This window comes from Streptomyces sp. NPDC002588 (assembly GCF_040295925.1).
In the GTDB taxonomy this organism is placed as follows: domain Bacteria; phylum Actinomycetota; class Actinomycetes; order Streptomycetales; family Streptomycetaceae; genus Streptomyces.
Genome location: NZ_JBEOWF010000007.1, coordinates 78772 through 96718, shown reverse-complemented (window position 1 = coordinate 96718; position 17947 = coordinate 78772). Strand labels below are relative to the sequence as shown.

Below are 17947 nucleotides of genomic sequence, written 5' to 3'. Positions count from 1 at the left end.
GGACTGGCTGTGCCGTTCAAGCCACGTGGGAGCCGCGATGCAGGTGGATCAGTTCGGCGCTCTGCACCGCCCCTTCATCGCTTTCCTGGAGAGGCGTGAGCCGGATGCCGACGTGGTAGTCCTGGACCAGCGTCCAGCCCAGGAAGCCGGCCCCGAGCGTGCAGGCGAGTCCGGCCGCGGACAATGCCAGTCCGGGAGTGACGCCAGTCGACGGGCCATCCCAATGGGTGGCGTAGACAGCAAGGCTCGCGCCGAAGAGACCCAGCGCCGCGACATTGAGACTGCCGTGCGCGATGCCGACGGTCTTGGCCGCCGACCGGCGGGGGATGCCGAACGCCAGATCAGCGATGCCGGGCAGGGCTGCCAGCAGTGCCGTGCCGACCCCGGCGATGTTGAGGGCGATGGCCAGGTTGAGCCAGAACTGCTGTCCATTGGCCGCGTAGACGGCGAATCCCACCAGCGTGCCGGTGTAGCAGGCGACGGGGAAACCGATGAGCATCGGGTGAATGGGATGGCCGGCGATGGTGATCTTGCTGTACATGGAACCTCCAGACCGGTTGGTCCGGGCTTGGTCTTTCCAGCCTCTCCCTCGACGTACAGGAGTGCCAACGGGGGCCGATCAGCGGTTCGGAGACCAGGGACGCATGGGGTAGCCCAGCGGCTTGGTCTGTCGGCCTGGCCCGGTGTGCGGATGCGGGCCACTGGCCTTCCAGAGACGATGGAGCGACAGGCAGGCTCTGGCGCGGGCCGCGGAGGAGCAGCAGGAAGCCCGTCCGCTTGGCGCGCGGGAGGAGCGGCAGCGTCATGAATCCGTTGAACACACTGAGTGACGCCGGAGTGTCGATCTGGCTGGACGATCTCAGCCGTGAGCGGCTGGTGTCCGGGAGTCTGGCAGACCTGGTCGCCCGGGACCGGGTGGTGGGGGTTACCACCAATCCGACGATCTTCGCCAAGGCCATCACGAGCGGCGACGCGTACGACGAACAGATCCGTGACCTGGCCGCCCGCGGAGTCGGGGTCGGTGAGGCGCTGCGGGCGCTGACCACCACCGATGTCCGGTGGGCGTGTGACGTGCTGCGCCCGGTCTACGACGCGACGGACGGTGTCGACGGACGGGTCTCCATCGAGGTCGATCCCCGGATCGCGCACGACACGGCGGCGACGATCGCCGAGGTGCGGGCGCTGTGGTGGCTGGTCGACCGGCCCAACCTGTTCGTGAAAATCCCGGCCGCCCGGCAGGGCCTGCCGGCGATCGCCGCGTGTCTGGCCGAGGGAATCAGCATCAATGTCACGTTGATCTTCTCCCTGGCCCGCTACGACGAGGTGATGGACGCCTTCCTTGACGGGATGGAACGCGCCCGCGATGCGGGCCGGGAGCTCTCCGGCATCGGCTCGGTGGCTTCGTTCTTCGTCTCCCGCGTCGACGCCGGGGCAGACGCACGCCTGGACAAGACGGGCACCGCGCAGGCGGTCGAGTTGCGCGGCCGTGTGGCGATCGCCAACGCGCGGCTGGCCTACCAGCATTACGAGCGGGTTCTCTCCTCACTCCGCTGGCAAGCCCTTCGGGGGGCGGGAGCACATCCGCAGCGTCCGCTGTGGGCTTCGACCTCCGTCAAGGATCCCGCCTACCCCGACACCCGCTACGTGACCGAACTGGTCGCACCCGGCGTGGTCAACACCATGCCTGAGGCCACCTTGCGCGCGGTTGCCCACCACGGCCGAGTACCGGCCGACTCGGTCCGCGCCCACTACGACGACGCTCAGCAGGTTCTCGCTGGGCTGCGGGCAGTCGGCGTGGACTATGGCGACCTCGTGCAGGCCCTTGAGGACGAGGGCGTGTCGAAGTTCGACGCCAGCTGGGAGCAGCTCTCCGAGCAGCTCGCCGAAACGTTGCGGAGCCGTCCCGCAGCCCAGGAAGGGAACTGACGATGTCCGCGAACGACGCGTGTGTGATCGTCGGGGCCGGCCTGGCCGGTGCCATTCCGGAATCAGCGAGGCCGCCTCGGCGCCGGGAACGGTAACGGCATCGCCCGCCTCCTGGTCCGTCGCGAGTAGTAGGACAGGCGCGGGGATGCGCGCGGAGCAGTCGCCGAACAGGTCGTCCTGGACGTACTGGACGACATTCACCCTCGGCGATCCGTGCGGCTCGCGGACCCATGGATCGGCTCGCGCCGGAGCGGTCGCCGAGCAGAACCCCTCTGCCCGAGCAGGCGGCCTCAGCCCGGCAGGTGTTCGACCCCGGTCCGCAGTTCCTGCCCCCAGGGGGCGATCAGGGTGTGGGGGGCGGCCTGGGTGAGTACGCCGCGGAGCCAGTTGCCGCAGTCGGCGGCGAGCGGGGTGTCGCCGGTGCGGAGGGCATCTTTGCCCAGGGCGAGCAGGAGGCCGCCCCAGTATTCGGCGTGGTCGCCGAGGGCGTGGCGCAGTTCGCCGCGGCCGGAGGCTACCGAGTAGCACATGTGGATCTCGCGGCCGGTCAGGCGCCAGCCGTCCCCGGCCGTGCCTGTGGCCTGGTCCAGGGCGCGGGAGACGGCACGGGCGGCGTCGGGCAGGAAGACGAGATGGCTACCGCGCAGGGTGGGCGACCAGCGGTCCTCCTTGCGGCCGCCGTCCACGGTCAGCGCTTCGGCGAGATCGGTCGCCCATCGCTGCTTCTCGGCACCGGTGGCGCGCAGGGCCTCGACCAGGGTGTGCGGGCCTGGCGACTCCAGGTACTCCGCCACGGCCCAGGTGGCTTCGCGCAGGGTGTCCTGCGGGGCCAGCAGGGAGAGGATCCCGGGGTCCAGCAGGCCGCTGGTGGGCTGCCCGGTGCGCTGGAGTACTGCGGCACGGCGGCCGAGGAGCTGGGAGGCGGGGGCCGTCAGTCCGTTACCGGCGAGGAACTCGGCGAAGAGGCGTCCCACGTCGAAGGCCGAGTCCGCCAGTCTGCCGCGGCCCTGGCGGTGGTGGAGCAGCATGGCCCGGCCCGCGCAGTCCACCAGAGTGGCGAGCCCCGTGGCGGCATCGGCGCCGCGGCCCATGGCGCGGGAGTTGTCGTTGTACAGACGGACCGCCTGGTCGTAGGCGGCGACGGCGAGTTCGGCGTCGCCGCTCTTTTCCTGGGTCCGGCCGAGGACGGCGGTGCTCCTGGCGAGGGCGTACCAGTTGTCGTGCGCGGCGTCCACTGCGTCATTGGCCTGGTCAACGGCGCTGAGCAGGGCTCCGTTCCGTAGAGTGGCAAGCGGTTCGGTGCCGGGCTGCCCGTCGAGCGGGTCGTAGGTGGAGAGGGACGGCGGAGCAGAGGATCCGGGCAATGGCGTCCCCGGTAAGCGCGGTGGGGTGGGGCCCGGTGTGCGGTCGTGCCGGGTTCCGCGTCGCCAGAACGCCATGCCTTGTTCCCCTTTCGCGACCTCTCGCGATGCAACAAGCCTGCGCTGAACGAATGTTCGCAGGGCGGTGTGGTCTCGACAAGGCTCGGTCGGCCCGCGTCGGGCGACCGGGCCGCGCGCGTGACGGTCGGCCTTCCGAGCGCCAAGGCGGCAGGACCGGCAATCTGGGGCGGCTGCTCGCCACGCGGGGTGTGGCTGAAGTCCGTGGCGGAGCTGAAGACCGATTCGGCTACGGCCCGAAACGGGCTGAGCGCCGCGGTCTCTCACGGCGCTCCGCCCCAGGGCTCTCGAGCCGTACGCACGCGCTGTCCCTTTGCTGTTGTCCGGGCAGCGCGGCAGCGGGGCCCGCATCCTCCTTCAGCCACACCTCACGGAAGTTATGCGGCAGGCCCGTCAGACTCCCCCTCCACGTCGGGAGGTCAGGCCGGGAGGGCCAGGTTGCGGTGGCGGGATGTGACGATGCCGACCACCGCGAGGGCGGTGAAGGCCACGAGGAGGGTGAGGACGGGGGCCATGGTGATCGCGGCGGCCGGTGCCTTGGGGGTATGGGTGAACGGCGAGAGGTCCTGGGCCCACTGGGGCCATTTCAGGCTCGGGCCGAACAGCGGGCCCAGCAGGACGGACGCCATGAGCACGGTCCAGGAGACCGGGCCGGCCCACCGCGGCAGCAGCCCGACCACCGCGACCACGACACCGCCGAGCACCAGGATCCCCGGCAGCTGGGCGAGCGCGGCCGTCGCCAGGTCGCCCAGCTGGGCGGCGACACCTCCGCCCAGCGTCCGGCCGGCCGTTACTCCCATGCCGACCGCGAAGAGCAGGAGGAGCCCGGCGGCGCCGAGTACGGCGTTCACGATGTGGCCCGTCGCCCACCGTGCCCTGCTCACCGCGGTCGCCAGGACGGGCTCCAGACGGCCCTCGGTCTCCTCGGCATGCATGCGCAGCAGGATCTGCACCGTGTAGATCGCGGCGGCCATGCCGGCCATCCCGATGATCGAGGTGCGGTAGGCGTCGACGATCCGGTCCGTGCCGCCCACGCGCGTGTACCAGTCGCGGGCCGAACCGTCCATGTCCGCGACCTCGCCGCCGATGGCGCCGAGGACCAGGCCGAAACCGAGCATGCCGACCGCCCAGGCGAGCAGGGCGCCGCGCTGCAGCCGCCGGACCAGCCCGAAGGGGCTGAGCAGCCCGGGCGCGGCCTCGGCGTGGCCGCGCCGCTCGGGGAGCATGCCCCTGCCGACATCCCGTCGGCGCACGAGCGCGCCGGCCACGCCGAGCAGGACGGCGAAAAGGACGGCGAACAGCGCGAGCGGCCACCAGCGGTCGCCGCCGAACGGCCGCATCTGCTGGCCCCAGCCGATCGGGGACACCCAGGACGGCCAGGCACTGACCACCCGCAGCCCGCTCGCGTCGGCCCGGCCGAGCATGTTCCCGACGCCGCTGAGCAGGAAGGCGAGCCCGAGGACCGCCGAGGCGATACCACTCGCCCCGCGCGTGGTGGACGACAGCTGTACAGCGATCGCGGCGACACCGGCGAACACGATGCCCACTGCGCCGACCGACACGCCGGCTGTGACCGAACCCGCCGTCGGCTGACCGTTCACAATCATCGCCAGGCCCAGCAGCGCCGACAGCGCGATGTTCGCGCCGACCGTGACGACGACTCCCGCGGCGAGCCCCGCGTATCGCCCCACGACGGTCGCGCCGACCAGATCGGCGCGCCCGGTCTCCTCGTTCTGGCGGGTGTGCCGCACCACGGCGAACGTGCTCATCAGCGCCGCGAGCACCGCCAGCGTGAGATAGCCGCGGACCAGCGTGTAACCGCCGACACTGGCGCCGGAGGCCAGGCCGAGCATGCGCATCGCCGCGTTGCCCGCCATGAGCTCGGTCTGTTCGATCACGTCCTGGCGCGTGGGGAGACCGCTGACACTCATGGCGGTGATGCCGGCCATGAAGGCGCTCAGCCCGAGAACCCAGGCGGAGAGGGTGAACCGGTCGCGCCGCAGCGCGAGCCGGGTGAGCGCGACCGTGCCGGTCAGCCCGGCCGTCCGCCCGGTCATCGTGAACTCCCCAGACCCGCTTCGGCGTCCGAGGCGTCCGGGACGCGTATGTCGTCCCCGTAGTGGTGCAGGAACAGCTCCTCGAGCGTGGGTGGCGAGCTGGTCAGGGTACGGACGTCGAACGTCACCAAGCGTCTGAGCACCTCACCCACTTCACCGGGGTCCACACTGAACCGCGCACGGGTGTGGTCCCTGCTCAGGTCGTGCACGCCGGGCACCTCGCCCAGCGCGTCGATCGGCTCGGCGGTCTCGACGGTCACCGTCGTACGGGTCAGATGGCGCAGTTCGTCGAAGGTGCCCGACTCGGCGGTCCGGCCCGCGCGGATGATGGTGACGCGGTCGCACAGCGCCTCCACCTCGGACAGGATGTGGCTGGACAGCAGCACACTCCGGCCGGCCCCGCGCAGCTCTCGGACCACCTCCTGGAAGACCGCCTCCATCAGCGGGTCGAGACCGGAGGTCGGCTCGTCCAGGAGATACAGCTCGACGTCGGAGGCGAGGGCCGCCACGAGGGCCACCTTCTGCCGGTTGCCCTTGGAGTAGGCGCGACACCGCTTGCCCGGGTCGAGCTGGAAACGCTCCAGCAGGTCGGCCCGGCGCTTGCGGTCGAGGCCCCCGCGCAACGTGCCCAGCAGGTCGATCACCTCGCCCCCGGTGAGGTTCGGCCACAGATTCACCTCCCCCGGCACGAACGCCAGCCGGCGGTGGAGCGAGACCGCGTCCCGCCACGGATCCCCGCCCAGCACGGAAACCGCCCCGGCGTCCCTGCGCAGCAGTCCCAGCAGGACCCGGAGCGTGGTGGTCTTGCCGGCGCCGTTCGGCCCCAGGAAACCGTGCACCTCCCCGGTCCCGACCGTCAGGTCGAGACCGTCGAGGGCCCGGGTCGCACCGAACTTCTTGACCAGTCCGGTTACCGAGATCGTCGCTTTCACGTCCGCTCACCCCATCGCGAGCATCCACGCAGAAGGCGGCCTCGGGGTAGGGCCGAACAGTCCCGGGTCCCGGGCCCATCGTCCTGTGTGGCGGGCAGGCGGCACGTGGGGACCACCGGTCCCGAGCGACGGGGACTCACGGCCCTTGTCCGCCGGGTCTCCCAAGGCGTCGCCTGGGGGTGGTGCCGCGCACGGCGGCACCACGCCAGAGAGCCAGGGCCGATGATCAGCACACGCGCAGGAACAGGCCGCGGCGGCCCGGGCGAGAACCCGCTCCGGCCGAAGGACCGCCTCTACGACCGGCTGGTGGCGGACGTCGCCGCCGCCCACCTGCGGTCCGGTCACCCCGAAGGTGTGGTGACCGACGCCGACCTGGCCGGGCTGCCGGACGCCGTGCAGCGCTACATGCGGTTCATGGGCGTCGTCGGCAGGCCACGCGACTGGTCGTTCCGAGCCCGCTTCGTCGGCCGTTTCCGCATGCGGCCCGACGCCGGCTGGGCGACGGCGGAGGCATGGCAGTACAACTCCGCCGTCGAGATCGCCCGCGTCTTCTTCCTGCGGATCCGCCTCGCACACCTGGTACCGGTCGTCGGCCGGGACACGTACGTCCACGGACACGGGCGGATGCTCGTCAAGCTGATGAACCTCGTCCCTGTGGCCGACGGTAAGGGCGAGGAGTTCGACCGCAGCGAGCTGATCACCTATCTCAACGACGCCGTCCTGCTCGCCCCGTCGATGCTCCTCGGCCCTGCCGCATCGTGGGCAGCGGTCGACGGCCGCGCGTTCGACGTCACACTCACCGACGCGGCGCGCTCCGTGACAGCACGGGTGTTCGTCGACGAGCGCGGCGCTCCCGTCGACTTCCACGCCGACCGCTACGCCACGCTGCCGAGCGGCCTGACGCTGGCTCGCTGGAGGACCCCGGTCACGACCTGGGACACCGCCCTTTCGCAGCGGCCACTGCCCGGCCCGGCCAAGGCCGTCTACGACCTGCCCGACGGGCCGTTTCCCTACATCGAGGGCCGGTTCATGCCCGGCACGGTGGCCTACAACGTCGCACCGGGCTGAGGCGGCGGCCGCCAGTTGCGCATCAAGAATCCCCATCAACGCATGATGGGAAGCGGGAAGATCCCCAACCCCGTGGGAACGGCCCGGCGCCGGCAAAGGCTCCGCCAAGGCACGTCGGCAGAGGCTCACTGCCCGGCGGGCAGCTTCGCGGTGATGGACCGGGCCACCTGGACCACCTTGTCGCTCGGCACACCGTCCGCCGTGGTCGCGAAGGTCAGCACCCAGGTTCCGGCTCCCGAGTCCCACACGACGAAGGTGATGTGCTGCCCCGCCTGTATCTGGTAGCTGGTCTCCCGAAAGGCCTGCCGGCCCAGGTCGCTCACCGTTTCCACCCGCACGTCGCGCATCCCGGCCGAGGCCGGGTCCCCGCTCAGGGCGTGGGCGGCGGACAGTTCGGCGGCGTAGGTGCGGGAGGCCGGGGTGAGGGCGAGCGTCGACCTCTCGTCGGCGGCGACGTAACTGCAGCCGTCCGGGGCTTCGCCCTTCGCGGGGCTGAGCCGGGTCTGGAGCCGAGGGTCGGCAATGAGCTGCTCGGCGGCGCTCGTGGTCAGGGCGGTGCTGCACAGTCGGGACGGTGGCAGCGTCTTCATCGAACCGGAGGGGGTGGGGGCGGCGACAGGAGCGGTGGTGCCGGCGGCGGCCGAGGGCGTGGAGTCGGTGGTGCCGGTGCAGGCGGTCAGCACGGCGGCCGCGAGCACCGCGATCGAACCGGCGGTGGCGCGGAGGAAACGACGCTCCATCATGGAATCAGGTCCTGTTTATCGTGTTTGTTGTGTTTGTCTGGTTTGCAGGGGTCAATGCGGGAAGGGTGCGAGAGCCGAAAGGCGCCCTGCCGGACGGCGGGGCGCCTTCGCGGACCGGTCACGACCGGGCAGGGTCACGAATGGACGTTGTACGTCCCGTAGTCCCTGACGCTCAGATTGGTCGTCCAGCTGCCGAAACGGTCGTTGGGGGACCAGTTGTACCGCCAGGCCTTGCCGTTCGGCCTGCTCGGGCTAGGCAGGCAGGACTTCCCGGTGGAGTGGTAGATGCCCTGGTAGGTGCCCTTCGTCCAGCGACGCTCCACGATCTGGATCGGCTGGGCGAACTGCCCCGGCTTCAGGTTGGTCGTGAAGGTGTACGAGGTGGTGGTGGAGCCGCCGCGGTCGTACGAGGGGGTGAGCTCGTCGAACAGCTTGCCGACGTAAGGGATCGGGACCTTGATGCTGAGGCCGAGCGAGACCTTCCAGCTCGTCGTCTTCGACTGCTGCCAGGCGTAGGAGCAGCTGGGGACGTTCGTGGGGCACTTGAACGTGGGGCCCCGCCAGACCCAGTCCTGCCAGGTGTTGGACGCCCACTGCGTGGTCACCGACCGCGTCCTGTCCGGAGTCGAGGAGTTGCCGGCGATGTCGGTCTGGGAACCGTCGGAGTTCTGCAGGCACACGTTGGTGGCCGCCGAGGCGACGCCGGGGGACGCGATCACCACCAGCGGGACCAGCCCCAGCCCCAGCAGCCCCACCCACTTGCTCCGTATCAGGCTCTTCTTCACCCTTGTCTCCATTCTGTTGCCCTGAGCGGGCGCCGGCAGCGTGCGCCCGGCGCCTGGGCACCATGATTTGCCGGGGAGAAGTTGATCGGGCACTCGTCCCGTGGGGGCAATCAATTGCCTGACGGACATCTGCGGCATCGTTGACCCGCCCGTCACCTCGCCGTCGCACAGCTGCCGTTCTCGGCCGTCTGTCGGTCCGGCGACGCGAGGCCGTCAATCGCCGCAGACCCTCCGGTACCCCGCGTCCGGCACGTACGTCCGCCACTCCTCCCGTGTCAGGCCCGCCGCCCCCACCCGCGCGCACACCTTCGCCACCGCCCGTTCCGGATCCACCACGTACCGCTGGAGCGGCACATGCGCGCCCCCGGCGTAGAGAGTCCTGCCGTCCGTGGCGAAGGCGAGGCTGTCGATCTGTTCCCCCGGTGTGGTCAGCGGTCCGCCCAGTGGCTGCTGGGTCGCCACGTCCCACAGCTGGATGCTGCCCGCGTCGCCGCCCACGGCCAGGGTGTGGCCGTCGGGGCTGACCGCCAGTGCCGTGACCGCCTCCGGGATGCCCTCCCTCGGGGCCGGGAAGACGTTGCGCAGGACGCCCGCCCGGTGCTCGACGTCTCCGTCCCACAGCGCGACCCGGCCCGTCTGGTCGCCCACCGCCAGCAGTGAGCCGTCCGCGCTGAAGGCGAGCGCCCCGATCTGGTCGCCCTGGACGAGGTTGCGGCCCCGTACGGATCCGTCCGGCATCCGGGCCACCCGGTTGTCGCCGACCAGGAGCCCGCCGTCCGGCCGTACCACCAGGTGGCTGCTGGTCAGGCCCTCCACGGAGGACACCTGCCGACGGCGCCGGGTGTCCCACACCTCGTCCTTCAGGTCGTCGCCGAGGGAGGAGCGGACGGCGTACAGCGTGCGGCCGTCGCCGTTCAGGGCCAGGCCGATCACCGCCTCCGCCGAGCCTCCCGTCGCGAGGTCCACCGCACCCCGCACGCGTCCCGCGGGCAGGTCCCAGAGCACGGTGCGCTGCGGTGCCGCCTCGTATCCCGGGGCCGAGACACCGTAGGCGAGGGTGCTGCCGTCGGAGCTGAAGGCCATCAGGGACATCGTGTGCGCCGGGGTGATGGGCCGTTCCGGGTCGCGGGAGACGGGAAACGGCGGTGCCGGCAGGGTGCGGATCAGCCGCCCGTCCGCCGTGTCGCGCAGCTGGAAGCGGTAGGCGTCGCCCACGCGCTCGGTCGTGGCCAGGGTGCCGCCGTCGGGGCTGAGCAGGACGTCGTCCAGGGCGCGGTCGTTCCAGGCGGTCGTGACCGCCCGGGTCACGTCGAGGGAGTGGACGGTGCCGCCCTCGACGTAGCGCAGGACCGGGCGGCCGGGGTCCCAGTACAGGCCCCGGTACAGGTGCTGGTTGTTGAGGGCGTGGCGGAAGACCGGGGCGTCGGTCGCGGACAGCCGCCACACCTGGATCTCCGCGCCGTCGGCCGTCGCCAGGAAGTTGCCGTCCTTGCTGAAGGCCGCGTACTCGACGCCCCGCTGGGACAGGATCGCCAGCTGGTGACCCGACCGCAGGTCCCAGACACGGACCCCGCTTCCCGTGACGAACGCCAGCCGTCCGGAGCCGAGGAACGGCAGAGCCTGGCCGTCGCCGCAGACGTCGGTGGCGTCCTGCCAGTCGCCGGGCAGCACGCGCCCCTTGCGTACGTCCCACACCTGCGGGGCCGCCGAGGCCGAGGGGCAGACGACCGTCAGGGCACCGCCGGCGGGGCCCCGGGCCGCGTCCGTCGTCCCCCGGTTGGAGTGCTTGTCGAAGAGGAGGCGGCCGTCGGCGACGGTCCGCAGCTGCACACGGTCCTCGTCGCCCGCGCCGATCACCACATAGCCGGCGTCGGTGAGGTCGACCGTGGCGTTGGGTGGCTCCGGGTGCTTCACATCGCCGGTCCAGCGGCCGGTCGCCGTGTCCCACAGGCGGATGCCGTCGCTCGACGAGAGCGCGAGGACCCGGCCGTCCGGGCTCGCCGCGTCCACCAGGTCCGCGGCCGGGAGGCGGCCCGAGGCGATACGGCGGTGGGTGGCCACGTTCCAGGTGCGCCAGGTGCGGCCCTCGACGCTGAGCAGGGTGCGGCCGGAGTCGGCGAGGAAGCGGGCGGGGGTCTCGCCGGGGGCCGGGTCGGTGAAGGTGTCCAGTTCCGGCTGGGCGAGCGAGCCGAGCAGGGCCCGGCGGGTCTCCGGGAGTTCGTCGACCCGCCAGGCGGCGACGCCGAGCAGCTGGGCCAGGCGCGGGTCGGTGGTGCGCAGGGCGTCGGCGACGTCCGCGATCCGGCGGGCCGCATCCGCGGTGCGGCGGTCCCGGTTGTCGGTGTGGAATTGCCAGGCGGAGAGCCCGGCGACCAGGGCCACCACCAGGACCGCCGAGAGTCCGGCCAGCAGGGTGCGGGAGCGGCGGGCGGAGCGGGCGGCGGTCCGGCGTTCCGTCTCACGGGCCTCGACGGCGGCGACGAGGAAGGCGCGCTCCGCCGCGGTCATTTCCGGGTCGGTCGCGAAGCCGGGGAAGCACTCCTCCGCGCGTTCCAGGCGGCTGCCCCGGTACAGGTCGCCGGGGTCGAGGTCGTGCTCCCGCCAGGCGCGGGCCGCCTCGGTGAGGTGCCGGTGCCGGCTCAGCCGCTCGCGGTCCTCCTCGATCCAGCGGTGCAGCCGGGGCCAGCAGGTGATCAGTGCCTCGTGGGCGAACTGGACGCCGTCCTCGTCGGCGGTCAGCAGCCGGGCGCGGGCCAGCCGGTCCACCACCTCCGGCACGTCCGGGTCGGCCCATTCGTCGAGTTCGGCGCGGGTGAGCGGACGGCGGGTGTCGGGGGTGCCCCGGCCCGGCTCGACCATCCGCAGCAGCAGCCGGCGGGTCACGGCCTTCATCCCGCGGTCCAGCTGGCCGTAGACGTCCTCGGCCGTGGCCGCGATCGCGCCGTGCACCCCGCCGGCCGCCTCGTACGCGCCCAGGGTGAGCAGCCGGCCCTTGCGTCTTCGCCAGGTCTCCAGCAGGGCGTGCGAGAGCATCGGCAGGCTGCCGGGCTGGTCCAGGACCTCGTCGACGACCCGTGCGGTCAGCTCCCGCTCCACCAGGTGCCCGGCCACCTGCGCCGGTCTGATCACGGCCTCGCGCAGTTCGTCCGCGGTCATCGGGCCCAGCAGCAGCCCCGCCCCGGTCAGGGCGTCCGCGAGGCCGCGGTGTTCGGAGCAGCGGGCGTAGAAGTCGGCCCGTACGGTGACCAGGACCCTCAGCCGGCTCTCCGGTGCCCGGGCGGCGAGCAGCAGGTCGATGAAGCGGGCCCGCTCGGCGGCGTCCCGGCAGAGGGTGAAGGCCTCCTCGAACTGGTCGACCACCACCCAGCTCTCCGGCTCGTCCGCGGCGGGCGTGAGCAGATGGCCGTACCGCTCGGCGGGCCGCTCGCCGGGGGTCAGCACCCGCAGGACCGCCGGGCCGTCGCGGCGGGCGATCTCCTTCCGCAACCGGGGTATGAGCCCGGCCCGCAGCAGCGAGGACTTGCCGCTGCCGGAGGCTCCGAACAACACCGCGAAACGGTGATCGCACACCAGCCGGTTGAGCTCCTCGGCCATCCGGTCCCGGCCGAAGAAGAGATGATGGTCGTCGGGTTCGAAGCGGGCCAGTCCCCGGTACGGCGGCGGCACGTCGGCCGCTTCCTCGCGCACCGCGCCGGACAGTTCGGCCTCGGCCTCCTTCCAGCGGGCCTCCCACTCGCCGGGGTCGGCGCCGCAGGCCCGGGCATAGCCCAGGACGGCGTCGAGCGAGGGCAGCCGCTCCCCGGCCGCCGCCTGGGACAGCGTGGTCGCGGAGAAGCCGGCCGCCGTCGCCATCGCACGGTACGAGGGGCCGCCGGCGGCCTTGCGGAGCTCGCGGAGGCCATGGGCGAGGCGTTGTACGGGACCCGCCTCGGGGTCCACGGGTCTTTCGGGTCGGCCCATGGGGTGCCCCCTCGTAACCGTTGGCGGCTTTCGTGCGGCTTTCGTACGTGGCTTAAGAGAAGACAACCTAACGTCCGGACAAATAGCGGATCCAGCGATTCGCGGAATTGATTGCTCTGATGAAGAGGAGGCGCCGGTCAACTCTCCGGTTGCCAAGGCGGAAGGAGTGGCCCTGGCCGTCGTAACTGAGAGCATGCGGCTACGGCCGAGCCTTCCACCAAGCGTTCACCGTGTGGTGTTCAAGCTGCTGTTGGGCGGGATTCCGGGCACGCGCCCGGAGGGCCCACTGCCGACACGGCCACGAGTACACGCCGGAGAAGGTATACCTGGGCTCTCGTCAGCAGGTCCGGCAGTGCCGGAGCGGGGCAAGGTCCGACAGGTCCACCCCGGCGATGTGACATCTCGTGACAGATGAGAGGGTCGGGCGGGTGAGTGAGACACCGATGAACACCCTGCAATACCGCTTTGACGGGCCAGAAGACGCCCCGGTCCTGATCCTCGGTCCCTCACTGGGTACCACATGGCACATGTGGGACCGTCAGGTTCCAGAGCTGGCCCAGCAGTGGCGGATCTTCCGCTACGACCTCCCCGGGCACGGCGGTGCCCCGGCCTACCCGGGGGGCTCCGTCGTCGACCTCGCCGAGCGGCTGCTCGCCACGCTCGACGGCCTCGGTGTGCAGCGCTTCGGCTACGCGGGCTGCGCGCTCGGCGGCGCGATCGGCGTGGAGCTGGCCCTGCGCCACCCCGAGCGGGTCGCCTCGCTCGCGCTGATCGCCGCCTCGCCCCGGTTCGGCACGGCCGACGAGTTCCGCCAGCGCGGGGTGATCGTCCGCACGAACGGCCTGGACCCGATCGCCCGCAGCTCGCCCGACCGCTGGTTCACCAGTGGGTTCGCCGCCGCGCAGCCCGCCATCACCGAGTGGGCGGTGCAGATGGTGCGCACCACCGACCCCGGCTGCTACATCTCCGCCTGCGAGGCGCTCGCCGCGTTCGACGTGCGCGCCGAACTCGGCCTGGTCGGCGTCCCGACGCTGGTCCTGGTCGGCTCCGACGACCAGGTCACGGGACCGGCCGAGGCACGGACCCTGGTCGCGGGCATCCCGGACGCCCGCCTGGCCGTCGTACCCGGCGCCTCGCACCTGGTGCCGGTCGAGCAGCCCGCCGCCGTCACCGACCTCCTCGTACGGCACTTCTCCACGGCCTGGCAGCCCGCCTACGACTCCGCCACCGGACAGACGGCCGTGCCCGGCATCCCGGTCCGGGCGGTCGTGGCCGCGCCCCCGCAGCCGGTGCCGATCGCGGAGATCGCCCCCGCCCCGGCGGTCGAGCCGTCGCAGCTGACGGGCGGCCGCCCCGACCCGTACGACGCCGGTCTGAAGGTGCGCCGCGAGGTTCTCGGGGACGCGCACGTGGACCGGGCGCTGTCGCAGGCCGACGACTTCTCGGCGGACTTCCAGGAGTTCATCACCCGCTACGCGTGGGGCGAGATCTGGGACCGCCCCGGCCTGGACCGGCGCTTCCGTTCCTGTGTCACCCTCACCGCGCTGGTGGCCGGCGGCCACCTCGACGAGCTCGCCTTCCACACCCGCGCCGCCCTGCGCAACGGCCTCACCCCGGGCGAGATCAAGGAGGTGCTGCTGCAGGCGGCGGTCTACTGCGGCGTACCGGCGGCGAACAGCGCCTTCCGGGTGGCGCAGCAGGTCATCCGGGAGGAGACCACGCCGACCGAGTGAGCGTCCGGTCTTCCCGCGGAGGCAGGATGGACCCATGACGTCCTTGAAGCTCACGAAGAAGTCGCACGCCTGCGTCCGCCTCGAGAAGGACGGGCGCACGCTCGTCGTGGACCCGGGCGGGTTCAGCGAGGAGGACGCGGCCGTCGGCGCCGACGCGATCCTGGTCACGCACGAGCACCCCGACCACTTCAACGAGGGGCGGCTGCGCGCGGCGATGGACGCCGACCCCGCCACCGAGATCTGGACCCTGCGCTCCGTCGCGGAGAAGATCTCCGCCGCCTTCCCGGGCCGTGTCCACACCGTCGGTCACGGCGACACCTTCACCGCGGCGGGCTTCGACGTCCAGGTCCACGGCGAACTGCACGCGGTCATCCACCCGGACATCCCGCGCATCACCAACGTCGGCTACCTGATCGACGGCGGCCGCGTCTTCCACCCCGGCGACGCCCTCACCGTCCCCGACCACGCCGTCGAGACGCTGATGCTCCCGGTGATGGCGCCCTGGAGCAAGATCTCCGAGGTCATCGACTACGTCCGCGAGGTGAAGCCGCAGCGCGCCTACGACATCCACGACGCCCTCCTCACCGACCTCGCCCGCCCCGTCTACGACAACCAGATCGGCGCCCTCGGCGGCGCGCCGCACCTGCGGCTGGCGCCGGGGGAGAGCGCGGCCCTGTGACTGTCGGTGGCGCCCGGTAGGTTGTGAGGCATGCGCATCGCGACCTGGAACGTCAACTCGATCACCGCCCGCCTGCCGAGGCTCCTGGCCTGGCTGGAGAGCAGCGGCACCGACGTGCTCTGCCTCCAGGAGGCCAAGATCGCCGAGGCGCAGTTCCCGTTCGACCAGCTGCGCGAGCTCGGCTACGAGGCCGCGGTCAACGCCACCGGGAGGTGGAACGGGGTGGCCGTGATCTCCCGCGTGGGCGTCGAGGACGTCGTCAAGGGCCTGCCCGGCGACCCGGGGTACGACGGCTCCGAGGAGCCCCGCGCGATCTCGGCGACCTGCGGCCCGGTCCGAGTCTGGTCGGTGTACGTGCCGAACGGCCGCGAGGTGGACCACCCGCACTACGCCTACAAGCTCCGGTGGTTCGAGGCCCTGAAGGCGGCCGTCGCGGGCGACGCGGGCGGCAGCCGCCCGTTCGCGGTCCTGGGCGACTACAACGTGGCGCCGACCGACGACGACGTCTTCGACCCGGCCGCCTTCGAGGGCCTCACCCATGTCACCCCGGCCGAGCGGGCCGCCCTCGCGTCGCTGCGCGAGGCCGGCCTGTCCGACGTCGTCCCGCGCCCCCTGAAGTACGACCACCCGTACACGTACTGGGACTACCGCCAGCTCGCGTTCCCCAAGAACCGGGGCATGCGCATCGACCTGGTCTACGGCAACGAGCCCTTCGCCAAGGCCGTCGAGGACTCCTACGTGGACCGCGAGGAGCGCAAGGGCAAGGGTGCCTCGGACCACGCCCCGGTCGTCGTCGACCTGGACGTCTGAGTCACAACGCCCCGAGGTCCACGGCCTCCGCGAGCGCCGCGTACCCCGCGTCCCCGGGATGCAGATGGTCCCCGCTGTCGTAGGCGGGCAGCAGCCGCCCGGGGGAGGCGGGGTCGCGCAGGGCCCGCTCGAAGTCGAGGACGCCGTCGAAGACACCGGAGCCGCGGATCCACGCGTTCACCGCGGCCCGCTCGGCCTCCATGGCCGCCGAGTAGTTCCCGGAGCCCCCGCAGGGCAGCAGCGTCGCCCCGAGCACCCGCAGCCCGCGGGCCCGCGCCCGCTCGGCGATCTCCCGCAGACCGTCGACCACCTCGACGGCCGTGGCCCCGCCGCGTACGTCGTTGATGCCCTCGAACACGACCAGCGTCCGCGGCGAGGTCTGCGCGAAGACGTCCCGGTCGAGCCGGTGCAGCGCGCTGACCCCGCCGCCGACCAGGGACGGCCCGTCGCCCGGGTAGCGGTCGCTCACGACGCGGTTCGACGCGATGCCCGCGTTGAGCACGCCGTAGCGCGGTACCGCGTCCTGCCGGTGCAGCCGGGCGGCGAGGGCGTCCGGCCAACGCCGGTCCGCGCCCACCGTCGACCCGTGACCGTCGGTGATCGAGTCCCCGAGCAGCACCACGGAGCCCGGTCCGCCGCCCACGTCCACGCCGGTCAGCAGCGGCCAGCTGCCGAGGGTGGAGGTGTACGCCGTCGCGTCCGTGTCCGCCGTGTGGTCGCCGGGCCCGCTCCGGTACGACCGCTGCACCGCGAGCCCGTGCCAGGGCACGGTGGTCACCGTGCCGGGGAGGTGGAAGCTCACCAGCAGATCCGTCCGCGCGGGCACCTCGAAGGCGAGCGGATCGCTGACCGCCTGCGCCCCCGCGGGCACCTCGACGCCCGGCGCGCCCCCGAAGGACAGCGGCACCGGCGTGGCCAGCGCCGCCGCGCCCGCCGCCCGGACCGCCACCGTCGCCGCCCCGATCCGCACCGGCGCCGAGGCGAACACGTTGTCGAAGCGCAGCCGCACCCGCGGGCCGCCCGCCGAGGTGTGCACCACCAGCCGCAGCGTGCGGTCGGTCCACGGGCCCACCGCGGGGAGCGCGGAGGGCGCCGCCGCCCAGGAGCCGGTCCAGCCCGGCGCCGCCTCCCGCACTGCGAGCGCGAACACGTGCAGCCGGGGGGCGACCGGCAGCCGTACCGAGACGACGGGCCGCCCCCGCACCAGCGGCACGGTCACGACGTACAGCCGGGCCCGCTCGGCGAGCAGCCCGCCGGGTGTGCCGATGTGCGGCAGGGCGACCGCCTTGACGGCGAGGGAGCCGGTGCGCCAGTCGGGGGCGGTCAGCCGGTACCCGGAGCGGGATCCGTCGGCGTACCCGACCGAGCCCGCGCCGCCCGCCTCCAGGCCGCCGGTGCTCGTGACCAGGAAGGCGAGGGCGTCACCGCGCCCGCCGACGCGCACGGCCTGCCCGGCGGCGCGGACGTTGTCGGGGGCGCCCGGCGCCCGGCGCGGCCAGGTCAGCCGCGCCCCCTGCACGGTCGGCGCGCGGCCCGGGGTCCAGCCGGCGTCGGCCAGATCGGACGCGGGCAGGAAGCGGCCCGCGCCGTCGAGATCCGCCACGGCCGCGGTGCCGGGATCCGCCACGGCCGTGTTGTCGTACAGCGCCTCCAACGGCAGCGGCAGCGGTGGCGGCAGGGGAGGCACGGTGGCCCGCGCAGGTGTGAGCATCAGCCCGAACAGGGCGGGGACCAGCACGAACACCCCGGCAGATCGGCGCAACGACGACTCCTCCCGCACATCCGGCGGACCGACAGCGGCTCGCGACGCTAGGG

Annotated in this window: 13 protein-coding genes; 5 read left to right on the top strand and 8 right to left on the bottom strand. The window is 72.5% G+C overall.

What is annotated here, in order from left to right:
• Nucleotides 1–16: 16 nt before the first annotated feature.
• Complete coding sequence (locus tag ABT057_RS09935; RefSeq protein WP_352341975.1) at nt 17–541, bottom strand: DUF2231 domain-containing protein; 525 nt, start codon at nt 539–541, stop codon at nt 17–19.
• Between the two features lie 263 nt (nt 542–804).
• On the opposite strand from ABT057_RS09935, the gene tal reads away from it, so the two are divergent.
• A complete protein-coding gene (tal, locus tag ABT057_RS09930; protein ID WP_352342163.1) occupies nt 805–1926 on the top strand; it encodes a transaldolase in 1122 nt (373 codons plus the stop codon).
• Nucleotides 1927–2216: 290 nt separating this feature from the next.
• Here tal and ABT057_RS09925 read toward each other — a convergent pair whose 3' ends face one another.
• From ABT057_RS09925 to ABT057_RS09915, 3 genes are all read right to left on the bottom strand, one after another.
• Nucleotides 2217–3290, bottom strand: coding sequence for a hypothetical protein (locus ABT057_RS09925; RefSeq protein ID WP_352341974.1), 1074 nt, complete (start codon nt 3288–3290; stop codon nt 2217–2219).
• Nucleotides 3291–3784: 494 nt separating this feature from the next.
• On the bottom strand, nt 3785–5422 hold the full coding sequence (locus ABT057_RS09920; protein ID WP_352341973.1) for an ABC transporter permease: 1638 nt from the start codon (nt 5420–5422) through the stop codon (nt 3785–3787).
• The gene (locus ABT057_RS09915) at nt 5419–6354 is read right to left on the bottom strand and encodes an ABC transporter ATP-binding protein (RefSeq protein WP_189135555.1); all 936 of its coding nucleotides are present in this window, start codon (nt 6352–6354) and stop codon (nt 5419–5421) included. The genes ABT057_RS09920 and ABT057_RS09915 overlap by 4 nt, the downstream gene beginning before the upstream one ends.
• A gap of 222 nt (nt 6355–6576) precedes the next feature.
• On the opposite strand from ABT057_RS09915, the gene ABT057_RS09910 reads away from it, so the two are divergent.
• A complete protein-coding gene (locus tag ABT057_RS09910) occupies nt 6577–7422 on the top strand; it encodes a DUF6544 family protein (RefSeq protein ID WP_352341972.1) in 846 nt (281 codons plus the stop codon).
• A 125-nt stretch (nt 7423–7547) separates the two neighbouring features.
• Here the strand turns inward: ABT057_RS09910 and ABT057_RS09905 are convergent, their stop codons facing one another.
• From ABT057_RS09905 to ABT057_RS09895, 3 genes are all read right to left on the bottom strand, one after another.
• Nucleotides 7548–8165: a hypothetical protein gene (locus ABT057_RS09905; RefSeq protein WP_352341971.1), complete on the bottom strand. Its 618-nt coding sequence runs from the start codon at nt 8163–8165 to the stop codon at nt 7548–7550.
• A gap of 134 nt (nt 8166–8299) precedes the next feature.
• Entirely contained in the window at nt 8300–8950 is a 651-nt protein-coding gene (locus ABT057_RS09900) for a hypothetical protein (RefSeq protein WP_352341970.1), read from the bottom strand.
• Between the two features lie 213 nt (nt 8951–9163).
• On the bottom strand, nt 9164–12910 hold the full coding sequence (locus ABT057_RS09895; protein ID WP_352341969.1) for an nSTAND1 domain-containing NTPase: 3747 nt from the start codon (nt 12908–12910) through the stop codon (nt 9164–9166).
• A 428-nt stretch (nt 12911–13338) separates the two neighbouring features.
• Between ABT057_RS09895 and pcaDC the strand changes: the two genes are divergently transcribed.
• From pcaDC to ABT057_RS09880, 3 genes are read left to right on the top strand one after another with little or no spacing between them, the layout of a single operon-like run.
• Nucleotides 13339–14643 carry a bifunctional 3-oxoadipate enol-lactonase/4-carboxymuconolactone decarboxylase PcaDC gene (gene pcaDC / locus ABT057_RS09890; protein ID WP_352341968.1) on the top strand — a complete coding sequence of 435 codons (1305 nt, stop codon included), beginning with the start codon at nt 13339–13341 and terminating at the stop codon, nt 14641–14643.
• A 43-nt stretch (nt 14644–14686) separates the two neighbouring features.
• On the top strand, nt 14687–15322 hold the full coding sequence (locus tag ABT057_RS09885; protein ID WP_352342161.1) for an MBL fold metallo-hydrolase: 636 nt from the start codon (nt 14687–14689) through the stop codon (nt 15320–15322).
• 30 nt (nt 15323–15352) lie between these two features.
• Nucleotides 15353–16132 carry an exodeoxyribonuclease III gene (locus tag ABT057_RS09880; protein ID WP_352341967.1) on the top strand — a complete coding sequence of 260 codons (780 nt, stop codon included), beginning with the start codon at nt 15353–15355 and terminating at the stop codon, nt 16130–16132.
• Nucleotide 16133: 1 nt separating this feature from the next.
• Here ABT057_RS09880 and ABT057_RS09875 read toward each other — a convergent pair whose 3' ends face one another.
• Nucleotides 16134–17843, bottom strand: a complete 1710-nt coding sequence (locus ABT057_RS09875) for an SGNH/GDSL hydrolase family protein (protein WP_352342159.1) — start codon at nt 17841–17843, stop codon at nt 16134–16136.
• Nucleotides 17844–17947: the final 104 nt, after the last annotated feature.